Annotated in this window: 14 protein-coding genes and 1 pseudogene; 7 read left to right on the plus strand and 8 right to left on the minus strand. The window is 63.2% G+C overall.

Features of this window, described 5'->3' with window-relative positions; translation table 11 throughout:
- Nucleotide 1: 1 nt before the first annotated feature.
- Complete coding sequence (locus tag BGP85_RS05285) at nucleotides 2-880, minus strand: ParA family protein (RefSeq protein ID WP_023628762.1); 879 nt, start codon at nucleotides 878-880, stop codon at nucleotides 2-4.
- A gap of 255 nt (nucleotides 881-1,135) precedes the next feature.
- On the minus strand, nucleotides 1,136-1,324 hold the full coding sequence (locus tag BGP85_RS05290; protein WP_103446249.1) for a bacteriocin: 189 nt from the start codon (nucleotides 1,322-1,324) through the stop codon (nucleotides 1,136-1,138).
- Between the two features lie 262 nt (nucleotides 1,325-1,586).
- On the opposite strand from BGP85_RS05290, the gene BGP85_RS05295 reads away from it, so the two are divergent.
- From BGP85_RS05295 to BGP85_RS05305, 3 genes are read left to right on the plus strand one after another with little or no spacing between them, the layout of a single operon-like run.
- Nucleotides 1,587-2,843: an HlyD family secretion protein gene (locus BGP85_RS05295; RefSeq protein WP_103446250.1), complete on the plus strand. Its 1,257-nt coding sequence runs from the start codon at nucleotides 1,587-1,589 to the stop codon at nucleotides 2,841-2,843.
- A complete protein-coding gene (locus BGP85_RS05300) occupies nucleotides 2,840-4,945 on the plus strand; it encodes a peptidase domain-containing ABC transporter (RefSeq protein ID WP_103446251.1) in 2,106 nt (701 codons plus the stop codon). The genes BGP85_RS05295 and BGP85_RS05300 overlap by 4 nt, the downstream gene beginning before the upstream one ends.
- Nucleotides 4,942-6,297 (plus strand): TolC family protein, encoded by a 1,356-nt coding sequence (locus tag BGP85_RS05305; protein WP_103446252.1) that lies wholly within the window; start codon nucleotides 4,942-4,944, stop codon nucleotides 6,295-6,297. Before BGP85_RS05300 ends, BGP85_RS05305 begins: the two co-directional genes overlap by 4 nt.
- Nucleotides 6,298-6,307: 10 nt before the next feature.
- Here BGP85_RS05305 and BGP85_RS05310 read toward each other — a convergent pair whose 3' ends face one another.
- The 4 genes and pseudogenes from BGP85_RS05310 to BGP85_RS05320 all read right to left on the minus strand — a co-directional run bounded on the left by BGP85_RS05310 (nucleotide 6,308) and on the right by BGP85_RS05320 (nucleotide 10,834).
- A complete protein-coding gene (locus BGP85_RS05310; RefSeq protein ID WP_103446253.1) occupies nucleotides 6,308-7,267 on the minus strand; it encodes a cation diffusion facilitator family transporter in 960 nt (319 codons plus the stop codon).
- An 81-nt stretch (nucleotides 7,268-7,348) separates the two neighbouring features.
- Nucleotides 7,349-8,104, minus strand: coding sequence for a methyl-accepting chemotaxis protein (locus BGP85_RS29540; RefSeq protein ID WP_374755311.1), 756 nt, complete (start codon nucleotides 8,102-8,104; stop codon nucleotides 7,349-7,351).
- A gap of 102 nt (nucleotides 8,105-8,206) precedes the next feature.
- Nucleotides 8,207-9,415: pseudogene (locus BGP85_RS29545) on the minus strand (PDC sensor domain-containing protein); the annotation flags it as partial.
- A 66-nt stretch (nucleotides 9,416-9,481) separates the two neighbouring features.
- The gene (locus BGP85_RS05320; RefSeq protein WP_103446255.1) at nucleotides 9,482-10,834 is read right to left on the minus strand and encodes an APC family permease; all 1,353 of its coding nucleotides are present in this window, start codon (nucleotides 10,832-10,834) and stop codon (nucleotides 9,482-9,484) included.
- A gap of 451 nt (nucleotides 10,835-11,285) precedes the next feature.
- Between BGP85_RS05320 and BGP85_RS05325 the strand changes: the two genes are divergently transcribed.
- A complete protein-coding gene (locus BGP85_RS05325; protein WP_103446256.1) occupies nucleotides 11,286-12,794 on the plus strand; it encodes a YdgA family protein in 1,509 nt (502 codons plus the stop codon).
- Nucleotides 12,795-13,010: 216 nt separating this feature from the next.
- Entirely contained in the window at nucleotides 13,011-14,069 is a 1,059-nt protein-coding gene (gene nadA / locus BGP85_RS05330; protein WP_016711984.1) for a quinolinate synthase NadA, read from the plus strand.
- A 31-nt stretch (nucleotides 14,070-14,100) separates the two neighbouring features.
- Here the strand turns inward: nadA and BGP85_RS05335 are convergent, their stop codons facing one another.
- Complete coding sequence (locus tag BGP85_RS05335; protein ID WP_103446257.1) at nucleotides 14,101-15,537, minus strand: M48 family metalloprotease; 1,437 nt, start codon at nucleotides 15,535-15,537, stop codon at nucleotides 14,101-14,103.
- A 118-nt stretch (nucleotides 15,538-15,655) separates the two neighbouring features.
- Here BGP85_RS05335 and BGP85_RS05340 point away from each other — a divergent pair, with 118 nt between their 5' ends.
- Both BGP85_RS05340 and BGP85_RS05345 read left to right on the plus strand, forming a co-directional pair.
- On the plus strand, nucleotides 15,656-15,895 hold the full coding sequence (locus BGP85_RS05340; protein ID WP_003254745.1) for a sulfurtransferase TusA family protein: 240 nt from the start codon (nucleotides 15,656-15,658) through the stop codon (nucleotides 15,893-15,895).
- Nucleotides 15,896-15,914: 19 nt separating this feature from the next.
- Nucleotides 15,915-16,985 (plus strand): AI-2E family transporter, encoded by a 1,071-nt coding sequence (locus BGP85_RS05345; protein ID WP_103446258.1) that lies wholly within the window; start codon nucleotides 15,915-15,917, stop codon nucleotides 16,983-16,985.
- 34 nt (nucleotides 16,986-17,019) lie between these two features.
- On the opposite strand, the gene BGP85_RS05350 is transcribed toward BGP85_RS05345, so the two are convergent.
- Nucleotides 17,020-17,493 carry a peroxiredoxin gene (locus BGP85_RS05350; RefSeq protein ID WP_103446259.1) on the minus strand — a complete coding sequence of 158 codons (474 nt, stop codon included), beginning with the start codon at nucleotides 17,491-17,493 and terminating at the stop codon, nucleotides 17,020-17,022.
- Nucleotides 17,494-17,503: the final 10 nt, after the last annotated feature.

Genomic DNA, 17,503 nt, shown 5'->3' on the forward strand with positions numbered 1-17,503 from the left:
CTCAGCGCCCTTCTTTGACGATTTGGGCTACACGCTCTTCGGTCATTGCCTCGAAGCGGTCCGTCCACTCAGGGAAGGCCTCGATCGCCAAGCTGCGGATGATGTTCAGCGCCGCCGGCGACTTACGGTTCGAAGGTTGACGATATTCAAGCCGATGCGCCGGCACGCCTTGGCTCGCGGCTTTCTTGAAGATGACGGCATCTGGAATGATCGATTGCAGGACGGTGTAGTCTGGGTTCCCGTCGAAGATTTCACGGACGGTGCGGTGGATCTCGCGCGCGTCAGCAGTTTCATCCAGGCCGTTGATGATGATGTTGATGTGGGGAATGGTGAGGCCGAGACGAGCGTAACTGCGCAGGCCATCCATCATATGGATGGTTCCACGGCTGAATTCGCGCGCGGCCAACATGTTCGGGGGGAGGGGGGAGAGGATGATATCAGATGCAAGAACGACCATCTCCAGCATCGCAGAGCGGGCGCCCTGGGTGTCAAAGAGGATGAGATCGTAATCGGCATCGAAAGCCGACATCAGGTTGGCTAGTCGCAGTCTGCCATCAGGCGCCTGCAGTATGAGGTTGTTGAGCTGGTTGTTGGCATCGTTCGAAATGATGACGTCGAGATTCTTGATCGACGTGCGGGAGATGATCTTGGCCGGGTCGGTCTCGTTGTACGACAGCAGCTCGAAAATGCCGCCCGGGGCAGTGTACTCCAGGGGGAAATAGGAGGATGCGGAAGGCTGGACGGGGTCCAGATCGATGAGGAGGGTGCGCAACCCAGCGTCTGCTGTGAATGCCCCCAGATTGGTGGAGCCGGTGGATTTACCGGTGCCGCCTTTGGTTGAAACCTTACCTGCTCGTTTTGCTTTCTTCGGATGTGTCATTGCCATGCCTCTAATGTGGATTTCATTAGAGGCTGCGTGCCTAGGCGCGGAATGGTGCTGAAAACCCCTCCCTAGGTGGAATTATCGGCCTAGATCCCAATTGTCTTTTAACCAATTGGTCGTAGGTTCGAATCCTACACGACCCACCATATGCAATAAGTCAGAGCCCGCAACCGGCAACGGTCGCGGGCTTTGTCGTTCCCGGCCTTCATGAACGACAAAGGCCGCAACCTCGACGGCTGCGGGCCTGGCCAATCAGCACAACTTCAGTTCGAAGAAGTTGTACTTGCCGTTGTTGCTGCCCCAGCTCACATGCAGGGTTGGGCCTTGGCCATAGTTAACGACGCTGGCACCGGCGTGATAGCCGAAAGCGGAGATGCCGCCACTGACCTGTTCCAGTTCGTCATCGTCGAGTGTGCGCAGGGTTTCGTGCTCGGTATTCATGGATTAGTCCTCTTCCAATTGAGTTGTTCCGTCACCGGCAAGGCATTTACCGGGCCTGGCAAATCATGTGAAGTGGCCGCCACTTGGGGCAATAGGACGGGTGACCTAATGTCCTATTGCCATACTGTGATGCCGTTCTCGCGGAGCACACCACTAGTGCATCTGTACTAGTGCCCGGTGTGACTGGCTTGTTTAGTCTGGCCTAGCCCGGAGCCGGACTTGCTGCGGGGCGACTTCGTAACTGCCAGTAGTAGGCCAGGGAATGCTATTTCGTAAGGAAGCACTGCTTTCAGGGGCACGCAACGACCTGGGAAGCGTGATTTTGCTCTCGCCACCGTCCTTGCGCATCGCCAGCGCCTGCGCAGTGCTGTTCTGTATCGCCGTTGGCCTGTTCATCACCTTTGCCAGTTACACACGGCGCGAGGCCGTAAGTGGTGTGCTGGTTCCCGAGGCTGGGGTGGTCAAGGTCTTCGCCCCTCAGGTCGGGGTGGTGGAGGGGCTGCAGGTCAGCGATGGCGAGCAGGTGAAGGCGGGCCAGGCCCTGTTGACCCTGGCCAGCGACACGCGCAATGGCGAGGCTGCCGCCAACCAGGATGCCATCAGCCGGCTGCTTGCCCGGCGAAACAGTAGTCTGGCCGATGAAATAGATGAAACCCGGGTGCTTCATCAACAAGAACGTGAAGGCAAGTCTCGTCGCCTCGGCATGCTGGAAGGCGAACAGGAGAAAGTCGCCGCTCAGATTGCCCTGACCCGCCAGCGCCTAGCCCTGGCCCAGGGAATCGCCGAACGCTACGCCGAGTTGCAGCGCCAGGACTTCGTTTCCCGTGACCTGCTCCAGGCCCGCCAGGATGCCGTGCTGGAAATGCGCCTGCGCACCGAGGAGCTGAACCGCTCGCTGCTCGCCCTGCGCAGCGAAAGCGCCGCGTTGCGTGCCGAGCTGGCTGAACTGCCCTACAAGCAGACCAAGCAGATGTCGGAGCTGCAGCGGCGCTTGCTGGAGAGCCAGAGCAGCTTGCTGGAAAGCGAGGGCAAGCGCCAGGTGATGATAACCGCCCCGGTGGCAGGGGAGGTGGCGGCGCTGGGCGTGGTCAACGGGGCGCGCGCCGATACCAGCCGGCCACTGCTCAGCCTGGTACCGCAGCACAGCAGCCTGTACGCGGAACTCTATGTGCCAAGCCGCTCGGCCGGCTTCGTGCGGCCGGGCAATAGTGTGCTGCTGCGCTACCAGGCGTTCCCCTACCAGCATTTTGGCCTGGCCCGCGGTACCGTGGCTTCGGTTTCCCGCAGTGCCTTGCCGGCTGACGAGGTCATGACCGTGGGTGTGCCCTCCGAGGCATTGCGCGAACAAGGGCCCCTGTATCGGGTCAAGGTCACGCTGGAGCGACAAAGCCTGTTCGCCCGCGGCGGTGAGGAGCGCCTGCGTTCCGGCATGCAGTTGGACGCGGACATCATGCTGGAGAAGCTGCCGCTGTATGAATGGCTGCTCGAGCCCTTGCGCGGCATAGGAAAACGCCTGTGAGCCTTTACCAGTCCCTGAGTTTCGGCATCGGCCGCAAGCTGCCCGTGATGCTGCAGGTCGAGGCTGCCGAATGCGGCCAGGCCTGCTTGGCGATGATTGCCGCCTACCATGGCCAGGTGCACGACATGCACGGCTTGCGCCAGAAGCTCTCGCCCTCCATGAAGGGCGCCACGCTCAAGCAACTGATGGCCATGGCCGGCAACTTGGGCCTGGCCACGCGACCGCTGCGCCTGGACCTGGAGGCACTGCCGCAATTGCGTCTGCCGTGCATACTGCACTGGGAGTTCAACCACTTCGTGGTGCTCAAGGAAGTCGGCCCGCGTGGGGTGGTCATCCATGATCCGGCGCGCGGGGTGTGCAAGCTGGGTCTTGAGGAGGTCTCCAGGGCCTTCACGGGCATCGCCCTGGAGCTGTGGCCGCACAGCGATTTCCAGCCGGGCGAGGCGAAGACGCCGCTGTCCCTGCGGCGCTTGCTGGGCAGGGTCGAGGGCTTTGGCGGCGTGTTTACCCAGGTATTGGTGCTGGGCCTGGCGCTGGAGCTGTGCACGGTGTTGGCGCCGTTCTTCATGCAGACGGTGATCGACAAAGTGCTGGTCAGTGCCGACCGCGACCTGCTAGCGGTGCTGGCCATCGGCTTCGGCCTGATGTTGCTGGCCCAGCAGGTGCTGGCGCTGGGCCGTTCGTGGGCGTTGATGTACCTGGGTACGCTGCTCGGCAGCCAGTGGCAGATCAATGTCTTCAACCACCTGGTGCGCCTGCCGGTGGCGTTCTTCGAGCGGCGCCATCTGGGCGATATCGTTTCTCGCTTCGGTTCGCTCAAGGCGATCCAGCGCACCCTCACCACCTCGTTCATCGAAGCCATGCTCGATGGCCTGATGACCGTGGTCACGCTAGTTCTGATGTTTCTCTATAGCCCGCCACTGGCGCTGATTGCGGTGTTTGCCATGGTGCTGTACGGAATGGCGCGCTGGGCGTGGTTCGGACCGCTGCGACGGGCCAGCGAGGATGAACTGGTCCATGCGGCCAGGCAGCAGAGCCATTTTCTCGAAACCATGCGCGGTGTGCGCACGCTGAAACTGTTCGCTCATCAGGAACAACGCGCGACCACCTGGAGCGGCCTGCTGGTCGACGAGGTCAATGCCGGGTTGCGGCCGCAGAAGCTGCAACTGCTGTACCGGGCATTCAATGGTCTGCTGTTCGGCATGGTGACCCTGCTGGTGATCTGGCTAGGCGCCCGGCAGGTGATGGACGGTGCATTCAGTGCCGGCATGCTGATCGCCTTCAGTGCCTACAAGGACCAGTTCAACAGCCGCGTGTCCGGATTGATCGACAAACTGGTGGATGTCGTGATGTTGCGCCTGCATGGTGAGCGTCTGGCCGATATCGTGCTGGAAGCCGCCGAACCGCAGTCGCCGCCGTTGCCGGAGGCAGACGAAGGGCCCGTGCCGCGCCTGGAAGTGCGTCAGCTGAGGTTCCGCTATTGTGCCTACGAGCCTTGGGTGCTGGACGGTGTTTCGCTGGTGATCGAACCGGGTGAGTCGCTGGCCATCGTCGGCCCTTCAGGTTGCGGCAAAAGTACGCTGCTGAACGTGATGCTGGGCATCCTGACTCCGGTGGAAGGGCAGGTACTGCTCGATGGCGAGCCCATCGACGCCCGCTCGATAGGCCGCCTGCGCCGGATCAGCGCCACGGTGCTGCAGGACGACGTGCTGTTCGCCGGCTCGATCGCCGACAATATCAGCTTCTTCGCCAATGACGCCGACCCGGCCTGGATCGAGCAGTGTGCCCGCCTGGCTGCCGTGCATGACGACATCGTGCGCATGCCGATGGCCTACAGCACGCTGGTCGGCGATATGGGCGCGGTGCTCTCCGGTGGGCAGAAGCAGCGCATCCTGCTGGCCCGGGCGCTGTACCGGCGGCCGAAGCTGCTGTTCCTCGACGAAGCGACCAGCCATCTGGACATCCAGCGCGAGGCAGCAGTCAACCAGGCCCTGGAAGCGCTGCACATCACCCGCGTGATCGTCGCCCATCGGCCGGATACCATCCGCTCGGCCCGGCGGGTGGTGGCGCTGCTCGACGGGCGAGTGACGAACGCATCATGAAGCGCCGTGCAATGCTGGCCATGGTGATTTGCCTGTGCAGCTTGCAAGGCCAGGCCGCGCAGTCCTTGCAGGCCTGCCCCGGGCCATTGCCCGCCGACCAGCCGCTGGCCTTGTCCCGCGCCGTGGCCATGGCCTTGTGCGCCGACCCCGAGCTGCAGGCCGCTTGGCGAACCCAGCTAAGCAGCCAGGCCAGCATGGAGGCCGAACGCTCGGCCTACTGGCCGACCCTGCAGGGGCAGGCGAACATCGGCCGGGCCAACCGCAGGACGCGCTATGACGGTTTTCCCGAAGCCAACTCCAGCCTCAATGCCCGGACCAGCGGCTATGGGCTGAGCCTCAACTGGGTGCTGTACGACTTCGGCTTGCGCGAGGCCAGGGTGGAAAGCGCCCGCCAGTTGCTCAACGCGGCCAGCAGCAGTCGAGTGGAAAAGATCCAACAGGTGGTGCTCGCCACCAGCAAGGCGTTCTACCAGGTGCAGGCCAGCAGCGCCTTGCTCGAGGCCCGGCGCAGCATCGAGGCGCTGGCGGCCGACAGCTTGCGGGTGACCACTGCCAAGCACCAGGCCGGGGCGGGGGAGCGCGCCGATCGTCTGCAGGCGCAGACCACCTTCGAGCAGGCGCAGTTGGAGAGAGTGTTGGCCGAGGGCGACCTGGCCATTGCCAACGGTGCGCTGGCCAGCGCCTTGAACTTGTCACCTTCCGCGCCGCTGCGCCTGGAGGCGCTGGACGAGCCGCAGGGCCAGGAAGCACGCTTCATGCAAAGCGTCGATGCATTGATGGAGCAGGCCCGGCAGGTCCACCCTTCAGTGGACAGCGCCCGCGCCCAATGGGCCTCCAGCCTGGCCAAGGCCGAGGCGGAGCGGGCCCAGGGGAGGCCGACGTTCTCGTTGTACAGCGACTACCGGCATGACGATACACCGGTCGAACAGGTGGCCTCGCGGCAGCAGATCGAAACCTGGACCGTGGGCGTGCAAGTCAGCGTGCCGATCTTCGATGGCTTTCTCGCCCGTCGCCGGGCGCGGGCGGCCGAGGCGGAAGCGGCGGCGCGGGAGCAGGACCTTTATGGTGCGCAGCGAGCCATCGCCCTGAGTGTCTGGCGTAGCCGCCAGTCCCTGGAGGCGCGTACCCAGGCGCTGGTCATCAGCCGCCGGCTGGTCGCCAGTGCCAGTCAGTCGCACCGGGTGGCGCTGGGGCGGTACAAGGCCGGGGTCGGCAGCATCATCGAGCTGCTGAATGCCCAGAACGATCTGGCCAACGCGCAGCAACGGCGGGTCGCGTCGATGGTCGACTGGTACACCGCGCGCTTGCAACTGGCCGCTGACCTCGGCCAGCTGGACGGCCGCGAGTACTAGCGAGCGCGGTTTATTCCGCCCAGGCCGGATCGCCGGTAAACACCACGGTGATCCAGCGATCCGGGCCTTCGCCACCAACGGCCTCGCCGACCTCGTCGCGCAAGGCATCCCACTCGGCGATCGAGCGTGCCGGCATGTCCGCGGGCACGATGAAGTAGAGTTCGATCTCGCGTGAGCGACCGACCTTGGCCACGTAGGCCTTGTAGGACTTCAGGCCGTACCTGGCAACGAATTCTCGGGCGACGGTGTCGACGTGCAGCTTGAGGTCCCCGGGGGTCACCAGGAAGATCTCCGACAGTGCCTGGCGCACCACCGACAGTGGCAGCGGAATGATCACCAGGCAGACCAGTGCCAGGACCGCAGGGTCGATATAGGGCGATACCCATTCCCACTGCGTGCCCTGCACCGCGTAGCCGAAGCAGAAGGCGATCAGCAATGCGGCGGTGATGCTGGCCGACATCACCCAGCCTTTGACGTCCATGCGCACAAAGTCGGACTTCAGCTTGCGGTTGGCGCGGTTCTCGACCACGGCGATGGTCGCGCAGGCGACCACGGTGAGCAGCGCATAGACCATCGCGATGCCGAACTCCAGGTGGCGACCGCCTTGCAGCAGGCTGCTCACCGCGTTGATCAGCGCGTAGATGGCGACGCCGCTGAGCAGGATGCCATTGAGTGCCAGGACCATCGGCTCCAGGTGCCAGAAGCCCATGGTGAAGCGCTCGCGCAGCTTGCGCGAGAGTTGCAGGCTGGTGGCGTGGGAAGTAATCAGTTTGACCACGACCAGCGACAGCCCGCTCATGCTGGCGTCGACCAGCGAATAGACGCCGTCGAAGACGATCGAGAACGAGCCAGAGGCCAGGCCGAAGCCGATGCCGATGGTGGCGATGAACAGGGTGACGGCGATCGAGGTGCGTAACAGGCCCTGTTCGCTGGTGATATCGAAGAAAGAAGAACGAGTTGCGATTTGCATGTATTTTGCTCGGTAAATAACGATGTTGCTGTGTTGACTGTGCTGGCCGCTACGCGACGCAGACACATTGGCCCTTACAGGCTAGACACGAAACTGCTCCATCAGCGCCTGCTGCTGGTTGGCCAGTCGATTCAGCGCCTGGCTGATGCGTGCCGATTCGTCGGCCTGGCCCGACAGCGACTCGGTCACGTCGCGAATCCCGGCCACGTTGCGGTTCACTTCCTCGGCCACCGCACTCTGTTCCTCGGCCGCCGAGGCAATCTGCAGGTTCATGTCGCTGATCACCGCCACGGCCTCGCCAATGCGCTCCAGCGCGGGCAGTGCCTGTTCCATGCGCGTGGCGCTGGCCTGGGCCTGGCGCTGGCCTTCATGCATGGCGCCAACCACGTCTTGGGTGCCTTGCTGCAGCCCTTCGATCACCTGGCGAATCTCTTCCACCGACACTTGGGTGCGTTGGGCCAGGCTGCGCACTTCGTCGGCGACCACGGCAAAACCACGCCCGGCCTCGCCTGCGCGTGCGGCTTCGATGGCGGCGTTGAGGGCCAGCAGGTTGGTCTGCTCGGCAATCGCGCGGATCACCTCGAGCACCGAGCCTATCTGCTCGCTGCGCTGCTCCAGCGCACGGGCCTCGTCCATGGCGGTGTCCATGCCGCTGGCCAGCTGGTCGATGGTCTGGCGGGTGCTGGCAATCAGCTGCAAGCCTTCGCGGCTGGCCTGATCGGCACCGCGTGCAGCCTGGGCCGCCTGGGCGGCGTTGTGGGCGACATCCTGGGCGGTGGCACTCATTTCGTTGGCGGCGGTGGCGACCTGTTCGATTTCCCGTTGTTGCTGCTGCATGCCATTGCTGGTCTGGCTGGCGATAGCGGCGGACTGGTCGGCGGTGCCGCGGGCTTCGAGCAGCGAACCTTTGACTTGAGCAATCACCGGTTGCAGCTTGTCGAGGAAACGGTTGAACCAGCCTGTCAGCTGGCCCAGTTCGTCCTGGCGGGCGTAGTCCAGGCGGCGGGTGAGGTCACCTTCGCCGCTGGCGATGTCTTCCAGGCGGGCGGCTACGGCCAGAATCGGCCGGGTAACGCCACGCGCAGTCAGCCAGACCAGCAGCAGGCCAATGATGGCGGCGCCCAGGCCGATCAGCAGGCTGGTCAGGTTGGCGCTCTGGTTATGGCTGTCCAGGCGCTGGTTGAGGGCCAAGGCCGGCGCTTGCAGTACCGCCTCGGGCAGTTCCAGTTGCACCTGCCAGGGGGTGGCGTCAGGAATCGGCGTGAACGGCCGGGCCACGCGCAGCAGGCCTTGGTCCACCTGCTTGTCCAGCAGCTGGCCCAGCTTGCTGGCGTCACGGCTGTTCCCGGCGAGCAGGCCGGCAGCGCTGACGATGCTGACCTGGCCTTGGCCGTCGAACAGTTCCTGGCGGCCATCCAGGCTCAGTTGCTGGAGGTTGTCCAGGCCGATGTCCAGGCCGACCACACCGACCACCTTGCCGTTTTCCAGCAGGGGCAGGGCGATGCTGGTCATCAGTACCTGATGGCCATTGACGTCGTCGAGGTAAGGTTCGAGCACGCAGGCCCTTGCGGTTTCCTGCGGGCAAGTCAGCCAGCGGTTCTTGGCCAGGCCATTGGTGCCAGGGCTGTTGTCGTTCAGCATCGATTCGGGCATCGCCTCAAGGTCCAGGGTGCCTGGGCGAGGCTGCGACCAATACAGCGAGAAGCGCCCGCTTTCGTTGCTGCCGCTGGACTCCTGGCCGATGAACTGGTTATCCAGGTGGTCGAGCGCATTGGGCTGGAACACCAGGTACAGGCCGATCACGTCCGGGTTGCCGGCCAGGCTGGCGTGGGCCTGGCGGGTCAATTCGGCGCGCAGGTCGGTGCCGCCCTTGGCCTTGAGCACCTGTACCAGGCGGGCGAAGCCGTTGCCGTACTGGTAGGCGTCCATGAAGTAGCGCTGGATGCGCAACGCTTGGGTCTCGGCGTGGGCCTGCAGGCGCAGGCGTGCGCTGTGTTCGAGCATTTCGGTACTGGCCTGGTTTACCAGCGCTGCGCTACGCCGCGACTGGGTCAGCGAGCTGGCGACCAGCAAGGCGACGATGACCAGCAGGCAGAGGCCGGTGAGCAGGGTGATCTTCCACTGGATGGACAGGCGACGCAGCAGCATGAGGACTTTCCTTATCGTTCAACAACAACGCCCGCGTTCAGGCGCGGGCGTTGTCGGTGGCTGGAGTCAATCAGCGACGTAGTTCGGTGGCGAGACCCGGAAAGCCTTGGTCAGCCAGGCCAGGTGCAGCAGCCCTGCCAGTGCCCAGAGGCCGCCGAAGATCAACGAGTTCTCGTTGAGGTCGAGCCAGAGCTTGGCGATGATGCAGAAGCCGATGGTCGGCAGCACCAGGTACTTCATCTTGTTGGCCAGCCCATGGCGATTGCCCTCGCGCAGGTAGCAGTGGTTGATCACCGACAGGTTGACAAAGCTGAAGGCAACCAGCGCGCCGAAGTTGATGATCGAGGTGGCGGTTACCAAGTCGAAGAAAATTGCCGAAAGGGCGATAACACCGACCACTGCAATGTTCACGATCGGGGTCTTGTAGCGTGGGTGCAGGCGGGCGAACACGCTGCTCGGGATCACATTGTCACGGCCCATGACGTACAGCAGGCGCGACACGCTGGTCTGCGAAGCCAGGCCCGAGGCGATGGTATTGATCACCGTGCAGGCAATGAAGATCGACTGGAACAGCTTGCCACCGACATACAGGGCAATTTCAGGCAAAGCCGCTTCCGGGTCCTGGAAGCGTGCGTTGGTAGGGAAGTACGCCTGCATGAAATACGACACAGCGATGAACACCACGCCACCGATCAAGGCAGTGAGGAAGATTGCCCGCGGGATGATCTTGCCCGGGTCCTTGGTTTCTTCGGACAGGCAGGTGACCGCGTCGAAGCCCAAGAACGAGAAGCACAGAATGGTTGCACCGGCAGCCAGGGCGCTGAGGTGCGTCTGCGAGTCGGCGAACGGCAGCAGGCTCCAGGTGGTTCCCAGCCCCTCGCCCTGGTCCAGGCCACGAACGCAGAGGTAGATGAACACAGACATGATCATCAACTGCACGACCACGAACAGCAAGTTGAAATGCGCGACCAGGTTGATACTGCGCATGTTGATCAGGCTGATCAGGGTGACGAAGCCGGCCACCCACATCCACGCCGGCACTTCAGGGAACATGGCCGAAAGGTAGAGTTTGGCCAGCAGCGCGTTGACCATGGGCAGCAAGAGGTAATCCAGCAGCGAAGACCAGCCGACCAGGAAGCCCACGTGCGGGTTGATTGCGCGTTGGGTGTAGGTATAGGCGGAGCCGGACTGCGGGAAGCGGCGGACCAGTGTGCCGTAGCTCACCGCGGTGAACAGAACGCCGGCCAGGGCCAGCAGGTAGGCGCTGGGGACGTGGCCGTTGGTAACGCCGGACACGATGCCGAAAGTGTCGAAGACGGTCATGGGCGTAAGGTACGCCAAACCGATGATGACCACGTGCCAGAGGCGCAGGGATTTACGGAATTGGCCGTTGCCGGTGGCGTTGTGGTCATGCTGCATGCTGGTGTGGCTCCATGTTGTTCACCTTTTTTGTTTGGAGCAGAGATAGGCGCGTGCTAGGCGCCGGCGTCAGGCTGGCAGTGCCTTGGCGAGGAGGTTGAAGCGTGCGGGCAGGGGCATCCGAGCATCATGACGGCGCGACTTTTTCTTCTTCGTGGATCGGGCGCTGGGCGAGGTGGTGAAAATAAAAAACGATTGATAGGTAGGCGTCAAGTTAAACATGACAAGATGTTGCGAAATTGAAATATTTATCGGTTAAACGGCCTGAATGTTCGGTTTTTGCTCGTTTTTTTGCGATTTCGATCGACTTGAATGTTCGTAAAAATTAACGATCAGCTGGATTGTCGGACATTTCCCAAATCGCCATATCTGCTCAGGGGGCGTCACCCGCCTGCCACCGCAGTGATATCCTTTTGCATCCCGCCCATATGGACATCGATCGGTTCTATTCATGAAGAAATCATTAGGCATCCTTTCCGGCCTGGCCATCGCCATCGCCGTCGTGAGCACAGTTGGCGCCTGGTACACCGGCAAACAGCTGCCTGGCGAGCTGGACAACGCCGTCAGCCGCAGCAACGAACAGCTCAAGAAGGCCCTGACCAACTATGGCGGCAGCATGACCGTCGAGTTGGTCTCGCTCGATCAGCATTTCTTCAGCAGTACTGCGCAGTACCGGCTCAAGGCCAAGGACATCAACCTTGGCCACGGCGAAGTAGTCAGTTTCGACCTCGGCATGACCGACCAGATCGAGCATGGCCCGTTCCCGTGGTCGCGGGTCAAGGCACTGAAACTGATGCCGGTGCTGGCTGCGAGCAGCAGCAGCCTGCAGAAGGATGATCTCACTGCGCCGTGGTTCGCTGCCGCAGGCGAGCAGTCGCCGATCATTGCGTATACCAGCCTGGGCTTCTCGGGCAATGTCGACAGCAACATCACCTTGGCACCGCTCAAGCGTACCGAGGCCGATGGCAGCAGCCTGGACTTTTCGGGGATGTCGCTGGAGGTCAGCGGTGATCAGGAAGGCAAGGCGTCGAAGTTCCATGGCAGCGCGGATCGCTTCGTGATGAAGCTGGTCGGCGAGGACCATCCGCCGGCCACCCTCGAGCTCTCCGGGTTGAAGGTGGGTGGCAATCTGGCGGCCAGCAAGCATGACGCCGTGTACGTCGGCAATGTCGACCTGCTGCTGGCCGAGGCCAAGGCGACCTTGGGTGGCAAGCAGCAGGTGCTGGTGCTCAAGGGCCTTGAGCAGAACCTCCTGCAAACCCTGGATGGCCCGGACACCGTTGGCGGCCGCGTGGATTACCGGGTAGCGGACATCACCTGGGATGGCCGCGCAGTCGGTAACGCGCAGATGGGTGTGAGCATCAAGTCGCTCAATGCCCCGGCCTTGCAGTCGCTGTCGAAGTGGTACCAGGCCCACCTGCCGGAGTTCGAAGCGGCTCAGGCGGCCGGGCAGCCGGTGCCGGAAATCCAGATGGATGAGGCGGAAAAAGCCAGGTTCCACGGCGACCTGCAACAGTTGCTGGCCTCCAAGCCCAAGCTGGCCATCGAGAACCTGGCGTTCCGCACTGCCAACGGCGAGAGCCGTTTCGACCTGTCGATGGATTTCGCCAGCCCGGCCTCGTTCGACCTGCCGCCTGACCAGTTGAGCAAGCAACTGATCACCGAGGTGAAAAGCAAGCTGTCGTTGTCCAAGCCGATGATCGGCGACCTGGCGACCTTGCAGGCGCTGCTGGAAGGGCAGACCGATGCCCAGGCGATTGCTTCGCAATCGAGCCAGGCTGGGGAGATGGTCGGCATGATGGCGGTGCAGAGCGGCATGGCCACCGTGCAGGGCAACGATGTGGTGTCGAGCCTGCACTATGCCGATGGCATGGTCGACTTCAACGGCAAGAAGATGACCGTCGAAGAGTTCGCCATGCTGCTGGCGGCACATTTTGCCGCCATGCAGCCGCAGGGCTGATGTGATGCCTGTGCTGGCCTCTTCGCGGCCAGCACAGGCATCACAAAAACCGCTTTTGAATTCCCCTGATTGTCTGTAGCCTTCGGCGTCCGATAATAATCCGCGCCCGCAGAGGGCCGTGGCGGCACGCCTGCCGTCCGGCACCCCTAGCCGATCTGCCAGGGCCGGGTGATACACTCGATTTGACGCGCACACGCGCCTGCAGGTCCAGCGATCATGACCCAGATTTCCGAACGCCTGTTGGTTCAGGCCCACCTTGACGCCAAGCAGCCCAACCCGCTGACCGCCGAGCAGGAGGCCGAATACCGTGCGGCCATCGCTGCCGAGCTGAAAGCGCAGAATGCCGTGCTGGTAGCCCACTATTACTGCGACCCGGTCATCCAGGCGCTGGCCGAAGAAACCGGCGGCTGCGTGTCCGATTCGCTGGAAATGGCCCGTTTCGGCAAGAACCATCCGGCCGAGACGGTGATCGTCGCCGGTGTGCGCTTCATGGGCGAAACCGCCAAGATCCTCACCCCGGAAAAGCGCGTGCTGATGCCCACCCTGGAGGCCACCTGCTCGCTCGACCTGGGCTGCCCGGTCGAAGAGTTCTCGGCCTTCTGCGACCAGCACCCCGAGCGTACCGTGGTGGTATATGCCAACACCTCCGCGGCGGTGAAGGCGCGGGCCGACTGGGTGGTGACGTCGAGCTGCGCGCTGGAAATCGTCGAAAGCCTGATGGACAACGGCGAGACCATCATCTGGGGCCCGGACCAGCACCTGGGCCGCTATATCCAGAAGCAGACCGGTGCCGACATGCTGTTGTGGGACGGTGCCTGCATCGTTCACGAAGAGTTCAAGTCGCGCCAGCTGGCCGACATGAAGGCGCTGTATCCGGATGCCGCCATCCTGGTGCACCCGGAGTCGCCGGAAGCGGTGATCGAGCTGGCCGACGCGGTGGGCTCCACCAGCCAGCTGATCAAGGCGGCGCAGACCCTGCCGAACAAGACTTTCATCGTCGCCACCGACCGCGGCATCTTCTACAAGATGCAGCAGCTGTGCCCGGACAAGGAGTTCGTCGAAGCGCCGACAGCCGGTAACGGCGCGGCGTGCCGCAGCTGCGCGCACTGCCCGTGGATGGCGATGAATACCCTGGAGCGGGTGCTGCATTGCTTGCGCAACGGCGGGGATGAGATTTTCGTCGACCCGGCGCTTGTGCCGAAGGCGATCAAGCCGCTGAACCGCATGCTCGACTTTACCCAGGCGGCTCGCCTGAAGCTCTCCGGTAACGCCTGAGTCAGCTGGGGCGCAAAGCGCCCCCAAATTATCAGCGGCCCATCATTTCCTGAACCATGCGCTTCTGTTCCATGATCTCGCGCTGGCGCTGGTCGATCTGCGAAGCCAGCGGGAAGTTGCTGCCCGCACGGCGCTTGGCGTAATCCAGCTGCTGTACCGCCTGGTCGAAATCCCCCACCAGAGTGAAGTACTCCGCCCGTGCCCGGTGCAGGCCGATGGTGTTGCCCGATAACCCGCGCACTTCAGCCATGTCGTACCAGACGTCCGGGTCATCCGGCCGGCTCTTGAGCAGGTCGTCCAGCACCTTCTCCGCCTCGGCCGGCTTGTTCTGCTTGACCAGCAGGTCGGCACGCACCTGTTTCAGCGGGTAGTTGCCCGGGTACAACCCCTGCATGCGCTCGGCGCGTTGCTGCGCGTCGGCCAGGCGGTTGTTGGTGATGTCCAGGTCAATCTGCGCCAGGTTGTAGGTGATGTCGTTAGGCGCCTTGGCCAGCAGCGGCTTGAGGTTTTCCCGCGCTTCGTTGAGCTGGCCGCCCTTGATCTGCGCCAGGGCCAGGCCATAGCGCGCAGCGTCCAGTTTCGGGTCTTCGTCGAGCTGCGCGCGGAAGCGCTTGGCTGCCAGGCCTGGCGTGCCCTCGTAAGTGAGGGCCACACGGGCGCGGATCAGCTGGTAGCGCTGGCTGTCCTCGACGCCGCCCTTGGGCGCTTGTTCGGCGCGGTTGCGGGTGTCGGCGATACGCGATTCGGTCACCGGGTGAGTCAGCAGGAATTCAGGCGGCTTGGCATCGTAGCGGTACTGACGCGCCAGGCGTTCGAACATGGTCGGCATGTTGCGCGGGTCGTAGCCGGCCCTTTCCAGATTCTGGATACCGACGCGGTCGGCTTCCTGCTCATTCTGCCGCGAGAAGCGCCGTTGTTCCTGGATCGCTGCCGCCTGGGTGCCGGCGATCATGCCGATGCCGGCATCGCCAGCGCCGCCTGCCGCCAGCACGATGCCGGCCAGCAGTGCCGCCATCATCGGCAGCTGCATACGCTGCTGGGCCTCGACGCCACGGGCGAAGTGGCGTTGCGACAAGTGAGCCAGTTCGTGCGCCAGTACCGAGGCGTACTCGCCTTCGGTCTGGGCGTTGAGGAACAGGCCGCCGTTGACCCCGACGATGCCGCCAGGCGCAGCAAAGGCGTTGAGCTCGCGGCTGTCGATGAGGATGAATTCCAGGCGGCGGTCCTGCAGCTGGCTGGTTTCGGCCAGCCGATACACGGTGGTTTCGACGTAGTCCTTTAACTGCGGATCATTGAGCTGGTTGACCTGGCCACGCAGCAAGCTCAGCCAGGCGCGGCCGAGGTCGTGCTCCTGCTTGGGTGAAACGATCGCGGAACTGGCGTCGCCCAGTGACGGCAGGTCGTCGGCGTGGCCGGGAAGGGCCATCAGGCAGGCCAGCGCAAGCAGGGTGGGGCGCAGTAGATTCATGCAGAAGCTCGCGTCGATGAAAAAGCCTTACTGTAGCCGGGTCGCGCGGAGCAGACCAGTGGCGGTATGCTACCGAGCTTTACCCAAGACTATCCGCCCCGCCCTGGAGACGCGCCCGATGAGTAACACCCTGACTTGCGACGCTGAGCTCGACGCCAGCGGGTTGAACTGCCCGCTGCCGCTGCTCAAGGCGAAGATGGAGCTCAACCGCCTGGCCAGCGGGGCGGTACTGAAAGTCATCGCCACCGATGCAGGTTCGCAGCGCGACTTCCGCACTTTCGCCCAGCTTGCCGGTCATACCCTGCTGCAAGAAACGGCCGAGGCCGGTACCTACACCTACTGGCTCCGCAAGGCCTGAGCCAACCCAAGGATCGTCAATGTTCAAAGTGCTTCGCGACTGGATAGAGCGCTACTTCTCCGATGAGGAAGCAGTGGTGCTGGCGGTCCTGCTGTTCCTCGCCTTCACCGCGGTGCTCACCCTCGGAGGCATGCTCGCGCCGGTGCTGGCGGGCATGGTCCTGGCGTTCCTGATGCAGGGCCTGGTCAATGCCCTGGAGCGCCTGCGGGTGCCGACCGGTGTTGCGGTGACGCTGGTGTTCGCCCTGTTCATGGGGGCGCTGGCGGTGTTCCTGCTGGTGCTGGTGCCGCTGCTCTGGCACCAGCTGATTACCCTGTTCAACGAGCTGCCGGGGATGCTCGGCAAGTGGCAGTCGCTGCTGCTGCTGCTGCCTGAACGTTATCCGCACCTGGTCTCGGACGAGCAGGTGCTGCATGCGATCGAATCGGTACGTGGCGAAATCGGCAAGTTCGGCCAATGGGCGCTGACCTTCTCGCTGTCGAGCCTGCCGCTGCTGGTGAACGCGATGATCTACCTGGTGCTGGTGCCGATCCTGGTGTTCTTCTTCCTCAAGGACCGAGTGCTGATCGGGAGCTGGGTCAGCAGTTACCTGCCGCGTCAGCGCACCTTGCTGAACCGCGTGGGCAGCGAGATGAACCGGCAGATCGCCAACTACATTCGCGGCAAGGGCATCGAAATCCTGATCTGCGGGGTTGCCACCTACATTGCCTTCATCAGCCTGGGGCTCAATTACGCCGCGTTGCTGGCGCTGCTGGTGGGGTTGTCGGTAGTGGTGCCCTATGTGGGCGCGGTGGTGGTGACCGTGCCGGTAACGCTGATCGCGCTGTTCCAGTGGGGCTGGGGCGACCAGTTCATCTACCTGATGACGGTATACGCGATCATCCAGGGGCTGGATGGCAACGTGCTGGTGCCGTTGCTGTTCTCCGAGGCGGTGAGCCTGCACCCGGTGGCGATCATCTGTGCGGTGCTGCTGTTTGGCGGGCTTTGGGGATTCTGGGGGATCTTCTTTGCGATCCCGCTGGCGACCTTGATCAAGGCCGTGCTGGATGCCTGGCCCAGGCAGGAAGCCAGCGTCTCACCAATGCTCTGATGCAATTGGGGCTGCAAAGCAGCCCCTATAAATCTCAGCCTTTATTCAAGGCCTGCGCAGCCGCCAACACGGCATCCACATGCCCAGGCACCTTCACGCCACGCCATTCCTGGCGCAGCACACCGTCCTTGTCGATCAGGAAGGTGCTGCGGTCGACGCCCATGTATTCCTTGCCATACAGCTTCTTCAGCTTGATCACGTCGAACAGCTGGCACAGGGCCTCGTCCTTGTCGCTGATCAGCTCGAACGGGAAGCCTTGCTTGGCCTTGAAGTTCTCGTGCGACTTGATGCCGTCGCGCGACACGCCGAACACCGCGGTGTTGGCGGCGGCAAAGGCGTCATGCTGGTCGCGGAAACCCTGGCCTTCGGTGGTGCAGCCCGGGGTGCTGTCCTTCGGGTAGAAGTACACCACCACTTGCTGGCCCTTGAGCTCGGCCAGGCTGACGGTCTGGCCGCTGGTGGCCTGGGCCTGGAAGTCGGCAACGGGTTGATCGAGTGCTACTGCCATGGTCGGTTTC

Source organism: Pseudomonas putida (assembly GCF_002906855.1).
Lineage (GTDB): Bacteria > Pseudomonadota > Gammaproteobacteria > Pseudomonadales > Pseudomonadaceae > Aquipseudomonas > Aquipseudomonas putida_N.